The 23,327-nt window shown below is 65.6% G+C and carries 19 protein-coding genes; 14 read left to right on the plus strand and 5 right to left on the minus strand.

Annotation, left to right across the window (positions count from 1 at the left end; all coding sequences use genetic code 11):
* Nucleotides 1–257: 257 nt before the first annotated feature.
* Nucleotides 258–1,547, minus strand: a complete 1,290-nt coding sequence (locus ABIC03_RS01185; protein WP_354054832.1) for an N-acetylmuramoyl-L-alanine amidase — start codon at nt 1,545–1,547, stop codon at nt 258–260.
* Nucleotides 1,548–2,251: 704 nt separating this feature from the next.
* Here ABIC03_RS01185 and ABIC03_RS01190 point away from each other — a divergent pair.
* Both ABIC03_RS01190 and ABIC03_RS01195 read left to right on the plus strand, forming a co-directional pair.
* Nucleotides 2,252–5,341 (plus strand): Rne/Rng family ribonuclease, encoded by a 3,090-nt coding sequence (locus ABIC03_RS01190; protein WP_354054834.1) that lies wholly within the window; start codon nt 2,252–2,254, stop codon nt 5,339–5,341.
* 64 nt (nt 5,342–5,405) lie between these two features.
* Nucleotides 5,406–6,638 (plus strand): NAD(P)/FAD-dependent oxidoreductase, encoded by a 1,233-nt coding sequence (locus ABIC03_RS01195; RefSeq protein ID WP_354054836.1) that lies wholly within the window; start codon nt 5,406–5,408, stop codon nt 6,636–6,638.
* 120 nt (nt 6,639–6,758) lie between these two features.
* On the opposite strand, the gene ABIC03_RS01200 is transcribed toward ABIC03_RS01195, so the two are convergent.
* From ABIC03_RS01200 to ABIC03_RS01210, 3 genes are all read right to left on the minus strand, one after another.
* Entirely contained in the window at nt 6,759–8,093 is a 1,335-nt protein-coding gene (locus ABIC03_RS01200) for a dicarboxylate/amino acid:cation symporter (protein ID WP_354054838.1), read from the minus strand.
* Nucleotides 8,094–8,176: 83 nt separating this feature from the next.
* Nucleotides 8,177–8,731: a biotin transporter BioY gene (locus ABIC03_RS01205; protein ID WP_354057462.1), complete on the minus strand. Its 555-nt coding sequence runs from the start codon at nt 8,729–8,731 to the stop codon at nt 8,177–8,179.
* 87 nt (nt 8,732–8,818) lie between these two features.
* Nucleotides 8,819–10,006, minus strand: coding sequence for a pyridoxal phosphate-dependent aminotransferase (locus ABIC03_RS01210; RefSeq protein ID WP_354054840.1), 1,188 nt, complete (start codon nt 10,004–10,006; stop codon nt 8,819–8,821).
* Between the two features lie 219 nt (nt 10,007–10,225).
* On the opposite strand from ABIC03_RS01210, the gene ABIC03_RS01215 reads away from it, so the two are divergent.
* The 10 genes from ABIC03_RS01215 (at nt 10,226) to aat (ending at nt 20,061) form a co-directional block, all read left to right on the plus strand.
* Nucleotides 10,226–11,629, plus strand: coding sequence for a M48 family metalloprotease (locus ABIC03_RS01215; RefSeq protein WP_354054842.1), 1,404 nt, complete (start codon nt 10,226–10,228; stop codon nt 11,627–11,629).
* Between the two features lie 98 nt (nt 11,630–11,727).
* Nucleotides 11,728–12,495: a DsbA family protein gene (locus tag ABIC03_RS01220; RefSeq protein WP_354054844.1), complete on the plus strand. Its 768-nt coding sequence runs from the start codon at nt 11,728–11,730 to the stop codon at nt 12,493–12,495.
* Nucleotides 12,496–12,705: 210 nt separating this feature from the next.
* Nucleotides 12,706–13,497, plus strand: a complete 792-nt coding sequence (locus ABIC03_RS01225) for a DUF1236 domain-containing protein (RefSeq protein ID WP_354054846.1) — start codon at nt 12,706–12,708, stop codon at nt 13,495–13,497.
* Between the two features lie 259 nt (nt 13,498–13,756).
* On the plus strand, nt 13,757–14,224 hold the full coding sequence (aroQ, locus tag ABIC03_RS01230; protein ID WP_007591609.1) for a type II 3-dehydroquinate dehydratase: 468 nt from the start codon (nt 13,757–13,759) through the stop codon (nt 14,222–14,224).
* Between the two features lie 37 nt (nt 14,225–14,261).
* Nucleotides 14,262–14,750, plus strand: a complete 489-nt coding sequence (accB, locus tag ABIC03_RS01235; protein WP_275171905.1) for an acetyl-CoA carboxylase biotin carboxyl carrier protein — start codon at nt 14,262–14,264, stop codon at nt 14,748–14,750.
* A 60-nt stretch (nt 14,751–14,810) separates the two neighbouring features.
* Nucleotides 14,811–16,169, plus strand: coding sequence for an acetyl-CoA carboxylase biotin carboxylase subunit (gene accC / locus ABIC03_RS01240; protein WP_275171904.1), 1,359 nt, complete (start codon nt 14,811–14,813; stop codon nt 16,167–16,169).
* A gap of 106 nt (nt 16,170–16,275) precedes the next feature.
* Entirely contained in the window at nt 16,276–17,793 is a 1,518-nt protein-coding gene (locus ABIC03_RS01245; protein WP_354054849.1) for a sensor histidine kinase, read from the plus strand.
* The gene (locus tag ABIC03_RS01250; RefSeq protein WP_007609730.1) at nt 17,790–18,230 is read left to right on the plus strand and encodes a response regulator; all 441 of its coding nucleotides are present in this window, start codon (nt 17,790–17,792) and stop codon (nt 18,228–18,230) included. The genes ABIC03_RS01245 and ABIC03_RS01250 overlap by 4 nt, the downstream gene beginning before the upstream one ends.
* On the plus strand, nt 18,227–19,330 hold the full coding sequence (locus tag ABIC03_RS01255) for a sensor histidine kinase (protein WP_354054852.1): 1,104 nt from the start codon (nt 18,227–18,229) through the stop codon (nt 19,328–19,330). The genes ABIC03_RS01250 and ABIC03_RS01255 overlap by 4 nt, the downstream gene beginning before the upstream one ends.
* 50 nt (nt 19,331–19,380) lie before the next feature.
* Nucleotides 19,381–20,061, plus strand: a complete 681-nt coding sequence (aat, locus tag ABIC03_RS01260) for a leucyl/phenylalanyl-tRNA--protein transferase (protein ID WP_354054854.1) — start codon at nt 19,381–19,383, stop codon at nt 20,059–20,061.
* Nucleotides 20,062–20,096: 35 nt separating this feature from the next.
* Here aat and ABIC03_RS01265 read toward each other — a convergent pair whose 3' ends face one another.
* Nucleotides 20,097–21,143: a DUF2155 domain-containing protein gene (locus ABIC03_RS01265; protein ID WP_354054856.1), complete on the minus strand. Its 1,047-nt coding sequence runs from the start codon at nt 21,141–21,143 to the stop codon at nt 20,097–20,099.
* Between the two features lie 204 nt (nt 21,144–21,347).
* Between ABIC03_RS01265 and lipP1 the strand changes: the two genes are divergently transcribed.
* Nucleotides 21,348–22,295, plus strand: a complete 948-nt coding sequence (gene lipP1, locus ABIC03_RS01270; protein WP_354054858.1) for a LipP1 family hormone-sensitive lipase — start codon at nt 21,348–21,350, stop codon at nt 22,293–22,295.
* Nucleotides 22,296–22,308: 13 nt separating this feature from the next.
* Nucleotides 22,309–23,325, plus strand: coding sequence for a Na+-dependent transporter (locus ABIC03_RS01275; protein WP_354054860.1), 1,017 nt, complete (start codon nt 22,309–22,311; stop codon nt 23,323–23,325).
* Nucleotides 23,326–23,327: the final 2 nt, after the last annotated feature.

The raw sequence follows: 23,327 nt of genomic DNA on the forward strand, positions 1-23,327 counted from the left end.
CAAACTCTGGATCAGCCCAAAGATCAGCCCAAGACCAGCTTAAGATCAGCCCTCGGCACCCGAAACAGGCGCCAAACCATCGCGAATTCACCGGCCTTACTCACTACTATCAGTGCCGGACCCAAGACGCTTGCCGAGCGGGATTCTCGCCGATTCCGGAACCCCCTGCGGCGTTTTTATAAAGCGCCCGCTGTGGCCAAACTAGGGCTTTTGCGGCGTGACGGAAAATCACTCTCAATTCGTAGACCCCCCGGTCGTCAGTTCGATCCGGCCGTGGCCATCCGCTTGGCCAAAAACCCGTCGATCGCCTGTGCCATGGAGCCTACCGCACGCGACCGCCATCCTTCGGAGACCAGATGCTCGAGGTCGCCCTTGTTGGAGACATAACCGATCTCGACCAGGACCGACGGCACGTCGGGCGCCTTCAGCACTCGGAAGCCGGCCGACTTCAGGGGATGCTTGTGCATTCGCACCGTCGACTTCATTTCGCCCATCAACAGCCGGGCAAAACGACTTGAAAATGTGCGGGTTTCCCGCTGGGTGAGATCGATCAGGATGTCGGCGACGTCGGTCGGCTCCTCCGCGAGGTTGAAGCCCGCGATGGCGTCCGCCCGGTTTTCCGCATCCGCCAGCCGCTGCGCCTCGGCGTCGGAAGCCTTGTCGGACAAGGTGTAGATGGTCGCGCCCTGCGCATCACCCTCGGCACGCGGCAGCGCGTCGGCATGGATCGAGACGAACAACGCCGCCTTGAGGCTGCGGGCGACTTTGACCCGGTCGTTGAGCGGGATGAAGGTGTCGTCGTCTCGTGTCATCACCACGCGATATTTGCCGGTTTTTTCCAGCCGTTCGCGCAGCGCCAGGCCAAATGCCAGCACCAGATTCTTCTCGCTCTCGCCGCTCGACTGCGTGCCGTTGTCGATGCCGCCATGGCCGGGATCGATGACGACCACCGCGCGGCCATCGGCCTTCTGCCCGGCTTCACGGTGTGCAGATGCGGGAACCGTCGCGGGGGGCGGATCGGCAATTGCCGGCCGCAGCTCAGGACGATTTTCCGGAGCCAGCGACGGCACGAAGGCGGTGCGCTCGACCTCCTCCAGTTCGAGCACCAGCCGCGCCGGCTGACCGTTGGCTGCCTCCACCACGTAGGAATTGGCGATCTTGGCCGGGCCCGTCAGGTCGAACACGATTCGGGAGCCGCCGGGCATCACCAGCCCATAGCGGAAGGCCTTGACCAGCCCGCGTCCGCCGGCCCCGGTGCCGGCGGGAAGCTGAAAATTGACCTGGGGGACGTCGACCACCACCCGATACGGGTCGGCCAAGGCGACGGCGCGGAAGCTAACGGTCTGGTCGATGTCGAGGACAAAGCGAGTTTGCCTGCCGTCACCGGCCAGCCGGGCGGCCGAGGCCGTCGGAAAATTCGCTGATGCAACAGGGAGTTGAGGCTGACTTTCCGCGGCCTTCAGGCGCGAGGAATCAGCACACGGCAATGCCGCCGCGCAGAGCAGCGCGCATCCCAGCAAGATCCTTTGATTTGCGCGGCTCGCCACCGATTCCGTGCCTCCGAGCAGCCTCTTTAACGCAATAGAACCACAGGGTTAAACGATCCTTAATGACAGACACGCGAAACTCGCTGACTGTGACCGCCGTGCGACGCTCCTTGCACGGATGGCCCAATCCACGTATGTACGGAATGCTGACGGCCGATATTTCCGGTTGTGTCGCATTCAGCCTCCCGGTGCAGCGCCGGAACTCTCAAGGTTTGGGAATTCCAGCGTTTTTCCGTTCCCCTCTAGGTCCAGCGCGGTGCGCGGCAGCGAGGTGGAGCGGGGCAAGCCCCGGCGGCGGACGGTCTCCGGTTACCACCACGTTTCCGGGACGGTTCTGACAGCGGCGCAACCCGTTACCCGGTCCCTTAATCTCAAGGGAGCGGTTCGTACTACCCAAGGCGAGCGCGCTCGCGCCATGCCTGGCCAACAGCAACTGATTGAGGGGCGGCCCCGCCGCCCAATGTTTCATACGGGCCGACGCTTGATGCGCCAGACTGTGCCGACCAATTCTGAAGGACCATTCGCGACGCTGCGGAGTGACAATTCCGCGCGCCGCTTTGGTCCTCCGGCTTCCGGTTCGGCAAGGCGCGAGAGACGGCGTTTCGGCCTTCCCCTCACCCCCGAATCAGGTGGACCGTCGCGTCACCCGGCAGCGCTGATGGCGCCCACGGTGAATCGCGCCCGCCGCCGCCAAGAGTTAAGACATGCCCAACAAGATGTTGATCGATGCCACTCACCCGGAAGAGACCCGGGTCGTCGTGGTCCGCGGCAATCGCGTCGAAGAGTTTGATTTCGAGACCGCGCAACGCAAGCAACTGCGCGGGAATATCTACCTCGCCAAGGTCACAAGGGTCGAACCCTCGCTCCAGGCCGCTTTCGTCGAATATGGCGGCAACCGCCACGGCTTCCTCGCCTTCAGCGAAATCCATCCCGACTATTACCAGATCCCGGTTGCCGACCGGCAGGCGCTGATCGAAGCCGAAGAGCAGGCCCATCGTGAGGCCGAGGAAGAGAGCGAGAACCGCTCCCAAGGCCGCCGCCGCTCCCGCCACCGCAATTCCCGCCGCCGTAGTCATGGCGAGCGCGTCCGCAGCGACGTCGTCGAAGGCACCGATCCCGCCGCCCAGCAGGTCCAGGGCGAGGCACTGCCCGAGGGCGCTTCGCACGAAGGCGAGCACCTGCACACCGGCGCAGAGCATCACGGCGAGCACGAAGGCCACGATCATCACGGCCACGAAGCACATGACCACGAAGGGCATGACCACGACGATCATCATGCCCATGGTGACGATCATCACGCCCACGATCATCACGACCACGACCACGATCATCATGGCGAACACGATCATCACGACCATGATCATGCCGACGAGACACCGGCGCCCGTCGCAGCGATCGGCGCCGAGCCCGCGGTCGCCACAGAGGCCGTTGCCGAGCCGCAGGAGGTTGCCTCCGACGCCCACGCCGACGATCTCGCCGAGGCCGTGACAGCGGCTGCTGAGCCTGCCGACGCCGTGTACGCCGCAGGCGAGAGTGCGCAGCCTCCGCATCACGAATCCGAAGCGACGGCCGAGGATGACGACGAAGACGAGGACGACGAGGAAGCCGAAGAGGACGTCGTTGAATCCGTCGGCGGCGACGATGTGCTGGAGGAGGTGCCGGAGCGCACCTTCCGTCCCCGCCGCCAGTACAAGATCCAGGAAGTCATCAAGCGCCGCCAGGTGATGCTGGTGCAGGTCGTCAAGGAAGAGCGCGGCAACAAGGGCGCAGCGCTGACGACCTACCTCTCGCTCGCCGGCCGCTATGCCGTCTTGATGCCGAACACGGCACGGGGCGGCGGCATCAGCCGCAAGATCACGAGCGCGCAGGACCGTTCGCGCCTGAAGGAAGTGGTGCAGGATCTCGACGTGCCCGAGGGCATGGGGATCATTCTGCGCACCGCCGGTGCCGCCCGCACCAAGCCCGAGATCAAGCGCGATTTCGAGTACCTGATCCGGATGTGGGAGACGGTGCGCGACATGACGCTGAAGTCGCAGGCGCCGACCCTCGTCTACGAGGAAGGCTCGCTGATCAAGCGCTCGCTGCGCGACCTCTACAATAAGGAGATCGACGAGATCTCAGTTGCCGGTGAATCCGGCTACCGCGAAGCGCGCGACTTCATGAAGATGCTGATGCCCGCCAATGTGAGCGCGGTGAAGCAGTATCGCGACGGCCAGCCGCTGTTCTCGCGCATGGGCGTCGAAAGCCAGCTGGATGCGATGTTCTCGCCGACCGTGCAGTTGCGCTCCGGCGGCTACATCGTGATCAACCAGACCGAAGCGCTGGTCTCGATCGACGTCAACTCCGGACGTTCGACCCGCGAGCACCATATCGAGGACACCGCGCTCAAGACCAATCTCGAAGCTTCTGAGGAGGTCGCGCGTCAGCTTCGGCTGCGCGACCTCGCCGGCCTGATCGTCATCGACTTCATCGACATGGACGAGAAGCGCAACAATCGCGCGGTCGAACGCAAGCTGTCCGATTGCCTCCGGCAGGACCGCGCGCGGATCCAGGTCGGACGCATCTCGCATTTCGGCCTGCTCGAGATGTCACGTCAGCGCATCCGCGCCAGCGTGCTGGAATCCTCGACCGATCCCTGCACGCATTGCGGCGGCACCGGCCATGTGCGCTCGGTATCCTCGGTTGCGCTCCAGTTGCTGCGCGGCCTCGAAGAGATCCTGATGAAGGGCGCGACCCACAATCTGGTGGTCCGCACCCGCACCGACGTCGCGCTCTATGTGCTGAACCACAAGCGCGGCCATCTGCGCGACCTCGAGAACGGCTTCAAGGTCACGTTGGCGGTGATCGCCGACTCGAGCGTCAGCGGACCGCAGGCCTATGTCATCGACCGTGGCGAGCAGGTGCATACGCTGGAAGCCGCCAAGGCTCTGCTGGTGGCGCAGGCGGCCGCAAGCCCGCCGCCCCTGGTCGAAGAGGCCTATGACGACGAGGAGTTCGATCCTGAGACCGAATCCGAGGTCGAGACCGAAGAGACCGAAGGTCTCGCCGAGGAGCAGACCGCAGGCGATGCCGCTACCGAGCAGGACGGCCAGCGCCGCAAGCGCCGCCGCCGCCGCCGCGGTCGCGGTGGCCAGCGCGACGAGGAGACGCGCGAGGATGGCGCTCCCGCCATTGCCGAGACGGCCGTGGCAGCCGGCGAAGGCGAAGAGGAGACCGAGGCCGAGCCGGACGGCGAGGAAGGCGAGGAACAGGCAGCCCGTGGCGAGCAGCAGGGCAGCGCCGATCGCCGTCGCCGGCGTGGTCGCCGTGGCGGCCGCCGCCGTCGCGGTCCTGGCGAGGAAGGTCTCGCCGGCTCCATCAGCGACGAGCTCGCTGCCAATGCGCCGTCGGAAGCGACCGACGCAGTCGCCGATTTCGACGGTTTTGGCGGCGAGACTGCGCCCTCGATCGCGCAGGCCGAGCACACCTCGCAGCCGCAGGTCACCCAGCCAGAGCCGCGCGCCGAGGCAAAGATCGAGGCACGGACCGAGGCAACGCCCCAGCCTGAGCCGGCTCCTGCTGCCGCGGACGAAGAGCACGCCGACGACAAGGCCGCACGACGCCGTTCGACGGTTCGGGAAAAGGTAAGCTTCCTGTCGAGCAGCCAGAGTGAACCGGCACCGGTCGCTCAGGCGGCCGAGCCGGTTGCCCCGCCCGCACCGGCTCCGGAGCCCGCGCCCGCAGCGGCAAGCGAAACGTCGGCCGCACCGCGTCGCGCCGGCTGGTGGTCCCGCCGCTTCGGCGGCGGCGAATAGACGAGCAAGATAGTTGAAACCGCCCGGCCAAGCCGGGCGGTTTTGATTTGGCGAGGTCAGTTCAATGCAAAGCGCGATCGTACTCGGCGGCGGCATGATCGGCGTCAGCGCGGCGCTGCACCTCCAGCAGCGCGGCTGGTCCGTCACGCTCATCGACCGCAGGGAGCCGGGCCGCGAGACCAGCTACGGCAATGCCGGGATGATCCAGGCGGAAGCGGTGCGCCCCTATCCGATGCCGCGCGACCTCGCCACGCTCCTGAAGATCGCGACCGGCCGGACCAACGACGTGCGTTACAGCCTGTCGTCACTTCATCTCCATATCGAGCCCTTGCTCCGCTATTGGTGGCATTCGGCACCGAAGCGGCATCGTGACGCCATCGACGCCTGGGCGCGGCTGATCGCCTACGCGACGGCGGAGCACGACATCCTCATTCGCGAAGCCCACGCCGACAATCTGATCCGCCGCGCGGGATACCGACACCTGCATCGCGACGCAGCTTCGTTCGATCTTGCCGTCAAGGCGGCGGAAGAGGACCAGCGCGAATTCGGCGTGAGGTTTCGTGCGCTCTCGGGCGCCGAACTCGCCAAGGCCGAACCTGTCCTGCGCGACGACCTGCCCGGCGCGATACATTGGCTCGACACCTGGACCGTGTCCGATCCCGGTGCGCTGGTCACGGCCTATGCCGATCTGTTCGAGCGCCTCGGCGGCAATATCGTGCTTGGCGATGCCCAGACCTTGCAGCAGACCGCGGCCGGCTGGTCGGTCGCGACCGACATTGGACACATCGAAGCCGCCCACGCCGTCGTGACGCTCGGGCCGTGGTCGCCCGATCTCCTGCTCAAATTCGGCTATCGCGTCCCGCTGGTGCGCAAGCGCGGCTACCACATGCATTACAGCGGCGGCGCCTCGCTCGATCTGCCGCTGGTCGACAAGGCCGGCGGCTACGCCATGGGTCCGATGGCCAAAGGCATTCGCATCACCACCGGCGCGGAGTTGACCGGCCTGGACGCGCTCGCGACGCCCGTGCAGCTCGCCAGCGCGGAAGCCTCCGCACGCGAGCTGATCGACCTCGGCAAGCGGGTCGAGCCCGACCCGTGGTTCGGCACCCGCCCCTGCACGCCCGACATGCTGCCGGTGCTCGGCCCTGCCCCACGCCATCCCGGCCTCTGGATGAACTTCGGCCACGGCCACCAGGGCTTTACGCTGGGACCAGCGACCGGGCGCCTGCTGGCCGAGATGATGAGCGGCGAAACGCCCGCGATCGATCCGACGCCATATCGGCCGGAGCGGTTCTAGCGCTCTGCGCTCGCGAGGAGGATCTCGACTGGTCACCGCAAGAAAAAGGGCTGATCGAGGATCTCGACCAGCCCTGCTATTTCAAGACCTGACGGCGCGCCGTCGGTGACAGCTTGCAGATCAGTCCGTCGTGAGCGCCGTTTCCATGTCGGTCGGATCGATCTGCTTGGCGAGGTTGGCGTTGAGCTTGTCGCGATCGAGCTCGCCCTCCCACCAGGCGATGATCACGCAGGCAACGCCGTTGCCGCACAGATTGGTCAGCGCGCGGCACTCGCTCATGAACTTGTCGATGCCGAGCACGATCGCCATGCCCGGCACGAGGCGCGGATCGACCACGGCGAGCGTCGCCGCCAACGTGATGAAGCCCGCCCCCGTGATGCCGGAGGCCCCCTTCGAGGTCAGCATCGCCACCACCAGGATGGTGAGTTGCTGGCTGAAGGAGAGATCGAAGCCCAGCGCCTGCGCGATGAACAACGTCGCCAGCGTCATGTAGATGTTGGTGCCGTCGAGATTGAACGAATAGCCCGTGGGCACCACGAGGCCGACCACCGATTTGGAGCAGCCGAGGCGCTCGAGCTTTTCCATCAGGGACGGCAACGCGCTTTCCGAGGACGAGGTGCCGAGCACGATCAACAGCTCGTCCTTGATGTAGGCTAGGAACTTGAAGATGGAGAAGCCGGCGAAGCGCGCGATGATTCCGAGCACGACGAACACGAACAGCGCCGCGGTCACGTAGAACGTCGCGATCAGGCCGATCAGGTTGAGGATCGCCCCGGTGCCGAACTTGCCGATGGTGTAGGCCATCGCGCCGAAGGCGCCGATCGGCGCCGCGCGCATCACGATGGAGATGACGCCGAACACCGCATGCGCGGCGTCGTCGATGAAGCTGCGGATGGTGTGGCCGCGTTCGCCGAGCCCCATGATGGCGAAGCCAAACAGCACCGAGAACAGCAGCACCTGCAGGATCTCGCCTTGCGCGAACGCGCCGACGACGGTGTCCGGAATGATGTGCAGCACGAAGTCGACCGACTTCTGGCCTTCGGCCTGCTTGGCGTAGTTGGCGACGGCCTGCGCGTTGGCGGCGGCGCCGCCGAAGCCCGCACCCGGCTTCACCAGATTGCCGATGATGAGACCAATCACTAGTGCGAAGGTCGAGACGATCTCGAAATAGACCAGCGCCTTGACGCCGATGCGGCCGACCTTCTTGGCGTCCTGGATATGGGCGATGCCCGAGACCACGGTGCAGAAGATGATCGGCGCGATCACCATCTTGATCAGCTTGATGAAGCCGTCGCCGAGTGCCTTGATCCACTCATTGGTGGCGACTGACGGCCAGAGCCAGCCGACGATGGCGCCGAGCACGATCGCGATCAGCACCTGGATATAAAGTACTTTGTACCACGGCTTGGCGGCGGGCGGCGCGACCGGCGCCCCCGCCATCGTTGTCGTCGTCATTGTTTCACTCCCCCTCAAACGCCAAGCCAGCCAAGATCAACTTGGCCGGCCCTGTCAATCGGAACTGCTCGTTATTGCGCGCTTTACCCGCGATCGACCACCCGGCGTATCGCCGGCATCAACGTCGCGCCCAGCGCGTTCTTGACCAGCGACGCCGCAACGAACGGCATCAGGCCGACCTGCCACGCCTTTGCGGCGCCAAGGCCGAGACCGAACGCCAGCCAGCCAAAGCCTGCGGCCAGAATGAGGATGTGGCCGACGGCCATGGCAGCAAACAGCAGCATTACGCTGCGATCCCAGCCGCGCTCGGCGAGCCAGCCGGTGACGAAGGCGGCGCCGACGAAGCCAAACAGATAGCCCGCGGTCGGGCCGACCAGCGGTGCAATTCCACCGACGGGGCCGGCGAACACCGGCAGGCCCATTGCGCCCTCGGCGAGGTAGGCGATCATGGTTGCGCTGCCAAGCCGCCAGCCATAGGCGGCGCCGATCATCAACACGACCAGCGTCTGCAACGTCATGGGCACGTAAGGCAGCGGCAGGTTCACCTTGGCTGACAGCGCCATCAAGGCGGTACCGAGCGCAATCAGCACGACAGCACGCAAAGCGCCGACGGTTTCACGGGGGCGGACTGGCCACATCAATGCGGCGAGAGGAGAATGCGTGGCGGTAGACGGGGCGGAACGGTCAGGCAAGTTGCACTCCAGAAGGCTGTCGAAAACTGGCGGCTATTTAAGCCAGTGAGCGATCCGGTCAACTGCTTCCCGCATCTCCGCAGCCGAACGCGCATAAGAGAGCCGTATGAATGAACGACCATGGATGGGATCGAAGTCGAGGCCCGGCGTGGCCGCGACATGGGCCTGCTCGAGCATCTGCTTGGCGAACTCGAAACTGTCGGAAGTGAAGTCCGAGACGTCCGCATAGAGATAGAATGCGCCGTCGGCCGGCAGAAACCTGGTCAGGCCGGCCTTGGGCAATCCCTCGATCAGGATGCGCCGGTTTTCCTGATAGCCGTGCTTGATCTCCTCCATCTCGGCCGCGCCGTCGAAGGCCGCTTCGGCCGCGATCTGCGACAGCGACGGCACCGAGATCGACAGGTTCTGCTGCAGCCGCTCGATCGGCCGCACCAGAATCTCCGGCACGACCATCCAGCCGACGCGCCAGCCCGTCATGCAGAAATACTTCGAGAACGAGTTGATCACGAGCGCGTGGTCCGACAGCGCCGCAGCCGTCACTGCGGGAAACGCGTAGTCGAGCCCGTGATAGATCTCGTCCGAGATGAAACGGATGCCGGCATCTTCCGCCGCAGCGATCAGGCCGGCGAGCGCCTCGCGGGACATCATGGTCCCGGTCGGATTGGCGGGACTGCCGACCAGCACGCCCTTCAGCGGGGCTTTGCGATGGGCGGCCAGCAGCGCCTCGCCGGTCAGCGCATGGCGCGTCTCGTTCGTGGTCTCGATCAGCACCGGCTCGCAGCCGAGCGCGGTGAGGATATGACGGTACGGCGGATAACCCGGCACCGTCACGGCGACGCGGTCGCCCGGCTCGAACATCGCCAGGAAGGCCAGGATGAACCCGCCGGAGGAGCCGGTGGTCACCACGATCCGCTCGGGACTGACGTCACAGCCATAGGCATCGCGATAATGCCGCGCGATGCGCGCGCGCAAGGAGGGGATGCCGAGTGCGGAGGTATAATCGATCCGCCCTGCCTCGAGCGCCGCATGGGCGGCCGCGATCGCGGTCTTCGGCGCGCCCGCGGCGGGCTGGCCAACCTCCATGTGGATGACATGGCCCCCGGCCGCCTCCATTCGGGCCGCGGCGGCCATGACGTCCATCACCATGAACGGGGGAACATCGCTGCGGCGGGAGGGCTCAAGCCACTGCCCCAACCGGTTCCTCAATGTCGCATCGTGCATCGATTTCTGCTATTTCGCTGGCGGGCCGATCCGTCCGACCCGGAAAACGGGGTGCTTGCGCCCCAGACTGGCCGCATTGTACGGCTCATAAGGGGTACGGCTCAAAGGGGCATATCGCGTATCCGGTCCGCCGCCAATCGCCAAAAACCAATCACGAAACTGCTTGACCAAGAATGCCTGACAAGCCTGCCGACAAGACCGTTTGACCCAGACCGCTTGATGTTATTCCAGATCGCATTGCGCAAGAAGGCCATCGCCCTCACCTCCCTCGTCGCGGCGGCTGCGATCGCGCTGACGCCGTTCTCGGCCGCGCATGCTCAGTCCAAGGGGCCGCCGGTCCTGCGCGACACCGAGACCGAGCAGCTGCTGCGCGAATACACGCGCCCGATCCTGCGCGTCGCGGGTCTGGAGAAGCAGAACATCCAGATGGTGATCGTCAACGAGGGCTCGTTCAACGCGTTCGTCGCCGATGGCCGCCGCATCTTCGTCAATTACGGCGCGATCCTCCAGTCGGAGACGCCGAACCAGATCATCGGCGTGCTCGCGCACGAGACCGGGCATCTGGCCGGCGGCCATCTCTCCAAGCTGCGCGAGCAGCTCGCCAACGCCCAGACCCAGATGATCATCGCGATGCTGCTCGGCGCCGGCGCGATGGCCGTGGGCAGCACCCGCGGCAGCGGCAGCGCCGGCAACAATGGCCTTGCCAATGCCGGAGCCGCCGCCCTCGCCGGCCCGCAGGAGATGATCCGCCGTACGCTGCTGTCCTACCAGCGTCAGCAGGAGGAGAACGCCGACCGCGCCGGCGTGAAATTCCTGACGGCGACCCAGCAGTCGCCGAAGGGCATGTACGAGACCTTCAAGCGCTTCACCAGCGAGAGCCTGTTCGCGGCACGCGGCGCCGATCCCTATCTCCAGTCGCACCCGATGCCCGCCGAGCGCGTCGCGTCACTCCAGGAGTTCGCCAGCGCGAGCCCTTATTGGGACAAGAAGGACGATCCCGCGCTCCAGCTCCGCCACGACATGGTGCGCGCCAAGATCTCCGCCTTCATGGAACGGCCGGAGACGGTGTACCGCCGCTATCCTCTGACCAACGACAGCATGCCGGCGCGCTACGCCCGCGCCATCAGCACCTATCTCCATGGGGATTTGCGCAGCGCGCTCGCCCAGATCGACGCACTGATCCAGGTCCAGCCCAACAACGCGTATTTTTACGAGGTGCGCGGCCAGGCCCTGCTGGAGGGCGGCAAGCCGGCTGAAGCGATTCCTGCCCTGCGCAAGGCTGTCGCACTTTCGAACAACGCACCCCTCATCGAGATGTTACTTGGGCAGGCTCTGGTTGGGTCCGATAATAAGGCCTACACCGATGACGCCGTTCGGATTCTCCGGGCCGCGGTGGCACGGGAACCGGAGGCCGTTCTCGGCTACATGCAGCTCGCGATGGCCTATGGCCGCAAGGGCGACTATGCCGAGGCCGATCTGGCGTCGGCGCAGGCCGCTTATCTGCGCGGCGACAACAAGACCGCCCGCGAGCTTGCGACGCGCGCGAAAACCCGTTTCGCCGTCGGCACCCCCGGATGGGTCAAGGCCGACGACATCGTGGCGTCGAAACCGCCGCGCAACTGACAAGACCAAGACGACGCCTTGCACCACGACGTCACGACACCGAGCTTAAGTCCGCCGGGACGTTTTCCGAAACCTGCTTTGGATAAGAGGATTTGCCTATGCCTTCGCTGCGCCTGCTTGCTCCCGCGCTGTTTGCGCTCGCCATGTTCGGCGCAGCCGCGCCCGCGTCGGCCGACAGCTTTTCCGATGCCCAGCGCACGGACATCGAGGTGATCATCAAGAACTATCTCGTCACCCATCCCGAGGTGCTCGAGGAAGCGATGACCGAGCTCACCAAGCGCCAGGCCGCCGCCGAGACGCAAAAACACGAGGCCAGCGTCGCACAGAATTCCGATGCGATCTTCAACTCGCCGCGCCAGGTCGTGCTCGGCAACAAGGACGGCGACGTCACCTTCGTCGAGTTCTTCGACTACAATTGCGGCTACTGCAAGCGCGCGATGGACGACATGCTCACCCTCATGAAAGGCGATCCGAAGCTGAAGGTGGTGCTGAAGGAGTTTCCGGTGCTGAGCCAGGGCTCGGTCGAAGCAGCCCAGGTCGCCGTCGCCGTGCGCATGCAGGATCCCTCCGGCAAGAAGTACCTCGACTTCCACCAGAAGCTGCTCGGCGGTCGTGGCGCGGCCGACAAGGCGCGCGCACTTCAGGCGGCCAAGGAAGCCGGCCTCGATACCGCGAAGATCGAGAAAGACATCGGCAGCGCCGAGGTGCGCACCACCATCGAGGAGAACTTCAAGCTCGCCGAAGCAATGGGCATGAACGGCACGCCGAGCTACGTGATTGGCAAGCAGATCATTATTGGCGCCGTCGGTGTCGAAAGCCTGAAGGAAAAGATCGCTGTGGCCCGCTGCGGCAAAGCGACTTGCTAGCGAGGCGACTTGCTGATCACGTCTACAACTCACGCATGCAACGAGGCCGGCTGAAAAGCCGGCCTTTTCATTGCGCCGAAATCTGGCGCGCGCGTTCATCTGGCATTCAACAAACAAAAGCCTCGGAACCGCCAATGTTCCGGAACTCCTGATACGTCGTTTCGTTGTCGGCGCGGGCAATGACGCAGAGAAACACGTGAGGAGAATTCAATGTCTAACCGCTTTATGATCTCGGTCGCCGCGCTCGCGCTCGTCGCCGGTACCGGTCTGGCGAACGCACAAGGCACCATGAACCGCGACAGCGGTGGCGGCGCAGGCGCGCAGCCGACGCAGCACTCGCAGCCTTCCGGCGCCGCCGAGCGCGGCGGCTCGATGGGCCGTGAATCCGCTCAGGAGAAGGGCACCGTCGGCCAGACTGGCGGCGCCATGAAGCCCGGCGGAGCAGCCGAGGAGAAGTCGTCCGGCGCGATGAACAAGAACGCGGCCGACGAGAAGGCCGGCGCGGCGAAGGGTGAGCACGCCCAGGGCGCGCAGGACAAGTCAGCGCAGGATAAGGCAGCGCAGGACAAGTCGAAGAGCACGATGGACAAGTCCCAGACGGACAAGACCAAGAGCACGGAGACTGACAGCAAGAGCGGCAACATGAACGCCCAGACCAAGGGCGCAGACAGTCAGACCAAGGGTGCAGACAGCAAGGCTGCCGATACCAAGTCTCAGACCACGACCGGCACGGCCTCCGCGACCGCTTCTGCGCCGCCGCCCGAGAAGCGGACCGAGATCTCATCCGCGATCAAGTCGACCAAGATCGAGGAAACGACCAACGTCAACTTCAACATCTCGGTCGGCGCGACCATCCCGGCGAGCGTTCGCTTCCATCCGCTCCCGCCCCGGATCGTCGAAATCTATCCGGAGTGGCGCGGCTACGAGGTGATTTTCGTGCACGGCCAGTACGTCATCGTTCGTCCGCAGACGCGCGAGATCGTGTACGTCATCGAAGGCTAAGCTGCCTCGCTGATGCCCAAATGAGCCCTTGCCGAGAGATCGGCAGGGGCTTTTGGGCTATCGGGCGCTCCTCCCCCGCATGTCCCGTCCGGCAGCCACGATTAGAACTGGTTAACAAGCAATTTCCGTAGCTTGCGCACAGGTTTTTGCACCCCGGATGAGCTATCTGAAGCCACCTCGGAGGTCCTTCAAGGCTTCCCCTCACGCGCTTTGTTACCTATAACCCCCGCCACGCCGAAGCACCTCTTGCGGGATTGGAATGGCCGAACCAGCAACCGACACGATCCTTGTCCTGAACGGGCCGAACCTCAACATGTTGGGGACACGCGAGCCCGAGAAGTACGGGCATGCGTCGCTGGCCGACGTCGAGGCGCTGTGCCGGGAAACGGCGGCGACGTTCGGCCTCAAGGCCGACTGCCGGCAGTCCAACCGCGAAGGCGAGCTGATCGACTTCATCCACGAGGCGCACGCCCGCAAGATGAAGGGCATCATCATCAATGCCGGCGGCTATTCGCACACGTCGATCGCGCTGCACGACGCGCTGCTTGCAGTGCAGATCCCGACGGTCGAAGTGCACGTCACCAATATCCACGCCCGCGAGAACTTCCGGCATCATTCCTACACCGCGCGCGCGGCCTTCGCTTCGCTCTGCGGTTTCGGCATCGAGGGCTACCGCCTCGCCATCCAGGGCCTTGCCGCCAAGCTCGGCATCAAGCCCAAAGCCTGACGCTCCCCCTTCACACAGAACATTCGGATCAAACAACATGGCGCGCCAGCCAGACGACAAAGCAGCCGCAAAGTTTTCCAGCGAGGATTCCGCCCTCGTCCGCGAGCTCGCCTTGCTGCTCGATGAGACCAGCCTCACCGAAATCGAGATCGAGCGTGCCGGCCTGCGCCTGCGCGTCGCCCGCAACATCAGCGTCGCCGCGACCATGCCGATGCAGATGGCGGCCGCCCCCGCCGCTCTCCCAGCGGCCGCCGTTGCCGCCGCGCCTGCCGCTGCCGACCTGTCGAAGCATCCCGGCGCCGTGACCTCGCCGATGGTCGGCACCGCTTATTGGGCGCCGGAGCCCGGCGCCAAGCCGTTCATCGAGGTCGGCAGCAAGGTCTCAGTCGGCCAGACGCTGCTGATCATCGAAGCCATGAAGACCATGAACCAGATCCCCTCGCCGCGCGCCGGCACGGTGACGCAGATCGTGATCGAGGACGGCCAGCCGGTCGAGTACGGCGAGCCCCTCGTGATCATTGAGTGACGGTCGAGGGCGGTCTCATCGCCCTGGCCGCTTTCCGCGCGTCAGTCCAATAAGGACACCATGTTCGACAAGATCCTCATAGCCAATCGCGGCGAGATCGCCCTTCGCATCCTCAGGGCCTGCAAGGAGCTCGGGATCGCGACCGTCGCCGTGCACTCCACCGCCGACGCCGATGCCATGCATGTGCGCCTGTCGGACGAGAGCGTGTGCATCGGGCCTCCGGCGTCCAAGGACAGCTATCTCAACGTGCCCGCGCTGCTCGCGGCCTGCGAGATCACTGGTGCCGATGCCGTGCATCCCGGCTACGGCTTCCTGTCGGAGAACGCGCGCTTCGCCGAAATCCTCGCCGAACACAATCTGCATTTCATCGGCCCGAAGGCCGAGCACATCCGCCTGATGGGCGACAAGATCGAGGCCAAGAGGACTGCCAAGAAGCTCGGCATTCCCGTGGTGCCCGGCTCCGACGGAGGGGTCGGCCCCAACGACGACGCGATGGCGATCGCCAGGAAGATCGGCTTCCCCGTGCTGGTCAAAGCCGCGGCCGGCGGCGGCGGCCGTGGCATGAAGGTGGCCGAGAGCGAGGCCGATCTTCAGGTCGCGCTGTCGACGGCCGCCAACGAGGCCAAATCCGCCTTCGGCGATGCCTCCGTCTACCTCGAAAAATATCTCCAGAAGCCGCGCCACATCGAGATCCAGATCCTCGGCGACGGCCGCGGCGGCGCGATTCATCTTGGCGAACGCGACTGCTCGCTGCAGCGACGCCACCAGAAGGTCTGGGAGGAAGGCCCCTCGCCCGTGCTGACCGCGGCTGCACGCGCCAAGATCGGCGAGACCTGCGCCAAGGCGATGCGCGAGATGAAATATCTCGGCGTCGGCACCATCGAATTCCTGTTCGAGGACGGCGAGTTCTACTTCATCGAGATGAACACGCGCATCCAGGTCGAGCATCCCGTCACCGAGAGCATCACCGACATCGACCTCGTGCTGGAGCAGATCCGCATCGCCGCCGGCGGCGACCTGCCGGCGCGGCAGGACGAGGTCCAGGTCATCGGCCACGCGATCGAGTGCCGCATCAACGCCGAGAATCCGCAGACCTTCCGCCCTTCGCCCGGCCGCATCACGCAATATCACCCGCCCGGGGGGCTCGGTGTGCGCATCGATTCCGCCGTCTATCAGGGCTACACGATCCCGCCTTATTACGACTCACTCGTCGGCAAGCTGATCGTGCACGGCAAGACCCGCGGCGAGTGCCTGATGCGGCTGCGCCGGGCCTTGGACGAGATGGTGGTCGAGGGTATCGAGACCACCCTGCCGCTGTTCCGCGCTCTGGTGCGCGAGGACGACATCATCAACGGCGACTACCACATCCACTGGCTGGAGCAATATCTCGCCGGCAAGGCGGAACCCGCCCCGAAGTAGTCGTCCCTCCGCATGGAACCCTTTGGCCCCAATCGCGTTTGGGACGATGGGGACAGTTCCGAGGGGGCGTTTTGAAGTCCGGCAAGCCTGACCGAGCGAGACCGTCGTGACTGCTGACGCACAGCGACGGCGTACATTTTGGCAGATCCTGCTGTTCGCGGCGGGGCTTCTCGTGCTGACCGTGATCAGCGCCGGCTCCGTCTACCTCGTCAACAAGGCGAGAGACGACAGCAAATGGGTGGTTCACACCATCGAGGCGGAGAACCAGATCAACGCCCTCCTGCTGGAGATCCGGCGGGCCGAGAGCGCCGCCCGCGGCTACCTTCTGACGCAAGGAGAGGATTTCAAGGCCGACCATGACAAGGCCGTGGCGGCCGTCATCCCGGCTCTCGACAAGCTCACGCGCCTGATCGGCGACAATCCGGCGCAACGCGAGAACATCGAGAAGCTGAGCGCGTCGATCGAGACCCGGCTCGGGCAGTTCGTGCGGGAGATGGATTTCATCCGGCGGGGTGAGCCGGAGAAGGCCGCAGCGCTGGTCCGCGAGATCGCCTCCACGGACGCGACAGCCGCGATCGCCAAAGTGGCGACCGGGATGATCCAGGAAGAAGAACGGCTGTTCCGGCTTCGAACGGTCAATTCGGACCGCAGCCAGACCCTCGCGGCGTCGATGACCGGCATCGGCTCCGGCCTCGTCGTGCTGCTGGCGCTGATCTCGATTTGGCTGGTGCGGCACTCGGTCCGTGCCCGTGACGATGCCGAGGCGCGCCTGCGCGATGCCAATGTCAATCTGGAGGCCGTGGTCGACGAACGCACGGCCGATCTGCGCGAAGCCAACAACGAGATCCAGCGCTTTGCCTATATCGTCAGCCACGATCTGCGCTCGCCACTCGTCAACATCATGGGCTTCACCAGCGAACTCGAGGAGCTCGGCGGCGACATTTTCCGCCGCATCGGCGGCCTTACCCATGTCCCGGCCGACGGTCCGCCGCCTTCGACCGGCGAGATCGCGCTCGAAGGTCCCGATAAGCAGCTTTCAGCGGATTTTGCCGAGGCGCTGGGCTTCATCAAGTCGTCGATCGCCAAGATGGACCGCCTGATCTCGGCGATCCTCAATCTCACCCGCGAGGGCCGGCGCGAGTTCCAGCCGGAAAAGATCGACACGCGCGAGTTGATCGAAGCCATCGCGTCGACGCTGGCGCATCAGGCCGCCGAGGCGCAGGCCGAAATCCATGTCGCCCCCCTGCCCAATCTCGTCAGCGACCGCCTGGCGCTGGAGCAGATATTCTCCAATCTGATCGACAACGGCATCAAATATCTCAAGCCCGGCGTCCCCGGCGAGATCAGAATTCGCGGGCGTACCAAGCTCGGCTACGCTATCTTCGAGATCAGCGATAACGGCCGCGGCATCGACCCCAAGGACCACCAGCGGATCTTCGACCTGTTTCGCCGCGCCGGAACCCAGGACAAGCCCGGTCAGGGCATCGGTCTTGCGCATGTGCGTGCACTTGTGCGTCGCCTCGGCGGCACCATGTCGGTATCATCGGAACTGAATACGGGCAGTACCTTCACCATCACGCTGCCCATCACCTGGAACGCCAGCAACCGGAACGCGGATCAATGACTCAACCCGTCAGCATCATCATGATCGAGGACGACGAAGGACACGCGCGGCTGATCGAGCGGAACATCCGAAGGTCCGGCGTCAACAACGAGATCATCTCCTTTGCCAACGGCACGGACGCGATGAAGCACCTGTTCGGGCCCGACGGTAGCGGGCTGGTGCAGAAAGGTAATGCGCTCCTGATCCTGCTCGATCTCAACCTTCCCGACATGACCGGGATCGACATCCTCAAGCAGATCAAGGAGAACAAATACCTGAAGGCCTCGCCCGTGGTGGTGCTGACCACCACCGACGATTCCCAGGAAATCAAGCGCTGCTACGAGCTCGGCTGCAACGTCTACATCACCAAGCCCGTGAACTACGAGAATTTCGCCAATGCCATCCGGCAGCTTGGCTTGTTCTTCTCGGTCATCCAGGTCCCGCCCGCCGCCCCATGAATCAACGTACGCCCACACTGCTCTACATCGACGACGACGGGGCGCTTGCGCGCTTGGTCGATCGCGGCCTGACACGGCGCGGCTACAAGGTCGTCCATGCCGCGAGCGGCGAGGAAGGCCTCGAACTCATCCGCCGCGCGGGCACGACCGGCGGCATCGACGTCGTGGCGCTCGACCAGTACATGCCCGGCCTCGACGGGCTGGAGACGCTGGAGCAGATCATGGCGATACCAGGCGCACCGCCGGTGGTCTTCGTCACCGCGTCGCAGGATTCCAGCATCGCGGTGACGGCGCTGAAGGCGGGCGCGGCCGATTATCTGGTCAAGGACGTCAAGGGCGACTTCATCCCCCTGCTTCACGTCGCGGCGGAGGGCGCGCTGCGCCAGGCCGAATTGCAAAAGGCGCGCGAGGAAGCTGAAGCCGAGATCCATGCCTCGCGCGACCGCTACGCAGCGCTCGCTGCCGAACGCGAACTGCTGCTGCGCGAGGTCAACCATCGCGTCGGCAACTCGCTGCAGATCATCGCCTCCCTGCTGCACCTGCAGGCCAGCTCCGCCGCGCAGGACGAGGTCAAGGCTGCGTTGACCAACGCGATGGGCCGCGTCGCCGCGGTCGCGCAGGTGCACCGCCGCCTCTACACCTCGCAGGACCTCAAGAGCGTGGTCCTGAACCAGTATCTGGACTCGCTGCTCGAGGATTTGCGCCGCTCGGCCGAGGGCAACCGGATGTCGCGCCTGACGCTGAAGGCCGAACCGATCGAGATCGATCCAGATCGTGCGGTCGCCGTCGGCATCATCGTCAACGAGCTGGTGATGAACGCGGTGAAATACGCCTATCCTGACGGCGCCGGCCCGATCCATGTCGAGCTGACCTCGCAGGGCGACGATCTCCTGCTGTCGATCAGCGACGATGGCGTCGGCGACAACGTCAAGGCCGATCCGCGCTCCACCGGCATGGGCCAGCGTATCGTCGCAGCCATGGCCACCAAGCTCGACGCTTCGGTCGAGCGCGACCCCACACATTCCGGAACCCGCGTCATGTTGAGGTTCCGCCGTGTACCCGCTGCCGCCGCCAAGCCGGCCGCTGCCGCAGCGAACTGATCCGCACCGCCCATCGCAACCGCATTGCGATCCTGCTATTGTGGCGAGCCATGACTTCGCGCGACTCTGCCCCGTCTGAAATCACGCCGGCCGTGCTGCTGCGCGCCTATGCCTGCGGCATCTTTCCGATGGCCGAAAGCGCCGATGATCCGACCCTGTTCTGGGTCGAGCCGGAGTTGCGTGGCGTCATCCCGCTCGACGGATTTCGCGTGGCCTCGCGGCTCGCGCGCACCGTGCGTTCGGATTCATTCCGCGTCACCGTCAATACCGCCTTCAAGGCCACGATCGCCGGCTGCGCCGCGCCGCAGGCCGGGCGCGAGGACACCTGGATCAACAAGCGCATCCGCAACCTCTATGGCGGGCTGTACGAGCTCGGCCATTGCCACAGCGTCGAGGCTTGGCAGGGCGAGGACCTCGTCGGCGGGCTTTACGGCGTCAGCCTGGGGCGGGCTTTTTTCGGCGAGAGCATGTTCCACACCGCGCGCGATGCCTCCAAGGTCGCGCTGGTGCATCTGGTCGCGCGGCTCATCCATGGCGGATTCGAGCTGCTCGACACCCAATACGTCACCGAACACCTGAAGAGTTTTGGCGCGGCCGAGATTTCGCGGCGGCGCTACACCGCGCTGCTCGACAAGGCGCTCGCGGGCGAGCCCGGCGATTTCCTGAGGCTCTCGGCCGGCGAAGCGATCCCGGGCGCCCGCGCGCTCGAGATCATCGCCGCACGGCAATAATCAGCAATTACCGGTCAAACCCCGGCGGATTTGGCCTAGCGGCCAAACCCGGGGATACCGAACAGACCTGGCCGCTGCTCGGGCGGCGGGGGTGGTGGCGGCGGTGCCGGCTGCTGCTGCTGGATCGGCGGCAATTGCTGCGGCGGACGCTGCTGCACCTGCTTGGGCGCTGCTTTCTTCTGCGCGGGCGGCGGCGGTGCTGCCGGCTTGGTGCCGGGATCCGGTGCCGCGGTCGCAATCGTTTGCTGCGGCTCTTTGCAGTCGGTGAGCCAGATATCGTAGATCGGGTGCTCGACGCCGTGCAGGCCCGGACTTGCCGCGTACATCCAGCCCGAGAAGATGCGCTTCACCTCACCCTGCAAGGTGATCTCGTCGACCTCGACGAAGGCGTCGGTGTTGGCGGCCTCGGTCGCCGGCCGCGTGTAGCAGGCGTCGGTTTTGACCCGCAGCGCACCGAACTGCACGGTCTCGCCGATCTCCTCGTCGAAATTGATGATGCGACCGGTGATCTTGTCGAGGCCGGAGAAGGTCGCTTTCTTGTTCACGATCTTCTGGGCCGGCGGCTCGGTGACGACCTCGTCGCCCGGCTGAAGGCTCGCCGGCGTCTGCGGGACAGCGCCGCCCGGCCCGCCCTTCTGCTGTGGCTGGCGCTGACCGGGCGCACCCGGGGCGCCTTGCGAATTGGGTGGAGCGACCGCGACGGGCGGCGGCTGGTTTGGCGGAGCGGCGCTAGAACCGGGCGGCGGCGCCAGAGGCTGGGTCTCGACCGGCCCTGGCATCACATTGCCCTGCCGGCCCGGCGGCGGCGCCATCGGACGCGAAGGCAGCACACGGCCCTGCGGCGGCAGCTCCGGCACCTCTTCGTCGTCGTCGGGGATCTGTGGCTGCGGCTGGGGCTGGCCACGCGGAATGTTGCCGGGCGGCCGCAGCGGCGGCGGATCGGAAAAGATCGTGCCGATTTGCGCCTGCGCCGGCGTCGCAGCCGTCAGTACGGTGGCGGCCAGAAGCGCCGCAAGACCTGTCAGGGTAAATGTTCGAAACATCTCGCGCGGCTTCAACAGCGAATCGGGCTTGCTGGACATTCTACAGGGGATACCGCCGCTCGCAGGCCATCCGGTTAACACGGCGAATACGGCGGGGGAAGGGCGGCATCCCTGCCCTTCCCGGCCCGGTCTGGCCAGATCGGCCCCCGGATGGGATAGTCGAGCGCCCTTCCCCGGGGGCCAGGCGGCGCCGCTCCCAAAAAGAACTCCAACCATAACTGGAAACCCAGAGGTCGCTTCCCCATGTCCGTCGTGCTCGATCCCGATGCTGCCGCCGTCTACAAGGCCTTCCAGGAGGCCGGCCGCCCCGCCTACGAGAGCCTCACAGCACCGGAAGCGCGCGCCTATTACGCGCAGGCGCGCTTTGCGACCAATCCCGAGCCACCGGACCTCGCGCGCGTCACGCCGCTGTCGATCCCGGCACCGCACGGCGCCATTCCCGCGCGCCTCTATGTTCCGAAGGAGCCGCGCCGGCACGATGGCTTGTCCCCGGCGCTGGTGTTCTTCCACGGCGGCGGCTGGGTGATCGGCGATCTCGACTCCCATGACGTCGTCTGCCGCCAGCTCGCCGACGCCGGCGCGCTGATCGTGATCTCGGTGGACTACCGCCTCGCGCCCGAGCACAAATTTCCCGCCGCCATTGATGACGCGATCGCCGCGACCAAATGGGTCGCCGCCAACGCGCGCGAGCTCGGCATCGACGCCTCCCGGCTTTCGGTCGGCGGCGATAGCGCCGGGGGCAACCTCGCCGCAGTCGTCGCGCTCGCCGCGCGCGACGGCAACGGTCCCGCCATCGCGGGCCAGTTGCTGATCTATCCGGCGACCGATTTCGCCATGACGCACGGCTCCCACAGCGAGCCCGAGACCAGCGTGCTGCTGACGCATTCTGTGATCCGCTGGTTCCGCGACCATTATCTCAACGGCGCCGCCGATATCCACGACTGGCGCGCCTCGCCGGCACGGGCGAAGAACCTGGCCGGCCTGCCGCCGGCCTATGTGCTGACCGCCGGCGCCGATCCCCTGCGCGACGAGGGCGACGAATATGCCGAACGTCTGAAGCAGGCCGGTGTGCCCGTGGCTACCAAGCATTATCCCGGCCAGTTCCATGGCTTCTTCACGATGGGCAAATTGCTGCGAGAGGCCAATGTCGCCGTGAGCGAGATCGGCGCGTGGCTGAAAGGATTGGGCTGAAACGCCATTCCTCATGCCGCCCGTTCTTCAAAGCATATTCGCCCTCCCCCTGCGCGGGCTGACATGGCTCGGTGGCCAAGGCACCCGCGCGGTCGCCGCCGTCGTGTTCATCGCGCTCGCGGTGCCGCCGCTCGGTGCGTTGCTGCGTCCCTACGTCACCGAGGCGATCTTCGTCCTGCTCTGCATCTCCTTCATGCGGGTCGATCTGGCCGCGCTCTCCGGCCATCTGCGGCGGCCGGCGCTGGTGGCGACCGCGACCGTCTGGACCATGATCGGCGTGCCTGTGATCGTCGGGCTGATCGTCCATCTCACCGCGCTCACGGCGCGCGCGCCCGACCTTGCCCTGGCATTGATGCTGCAGAGCATGGCGTCGCCGATGATGGCCGCGCCGGCGCTGGCCGCGCTGATGGGCCTCGACGCCACGCTGGTGCTGGTCACGCTGGTGAGCGCGACCGCGCTGGTGCCGTTCACGGCATCGCTGTTCGCAAGCCTGTTCCTCGACGGCATGCTCAGCATCTCGCCGCCTGCGCTGGGGCTGAAGCTGCTCGGCATCCTCGCAGCATCGCTGCTGGCCGCGACCGCGATCCGACAGATCTTCGGCGCGGCCGCGATCCAGCGCCACAGGCAGCCGATCGACGGCTTCAACATCGTCATCCTGCTGGTCTTCGCGACCGCGATCATGGGCGACGTCGCGAGCGACCTCGTCGCCCAGCCCGTCTCCACCATCGGCTTCGCAGCGCTCGCCTTCGCGATCTATTTCACGCTGCTCGCCGTCACCACGGTGCTGTTCCGCCGCATCGGCTATGAGCGCGCGCTGGCGCTCGGGCTGATGGTATCACAGCGCAATCTGGGCCTGATGCTCGCCGCGACTGCCGGCGCGCTGCCGCCCACCACTTGGCTCTATTTCGCGATGACGCAGTTTCCCATTCACCTGGCGCCCTACATGCTGATGCCGATCGCGCGGCGCTTGACGGCGCGCGCACAGGCCTCGGGCGCCGCGGCGACCAGCGGCAAGGCCGCATCGGGCTGAAT

This window comes from Bradyrhizobium sp. RT6a (genome assembly GCF_040547675.1).
GTDB lineage: Bacteria > Pseudomonadota > Alphaproteobacteria > Rhizobiales > Xanthobacteraceae > Bradyrhizobium.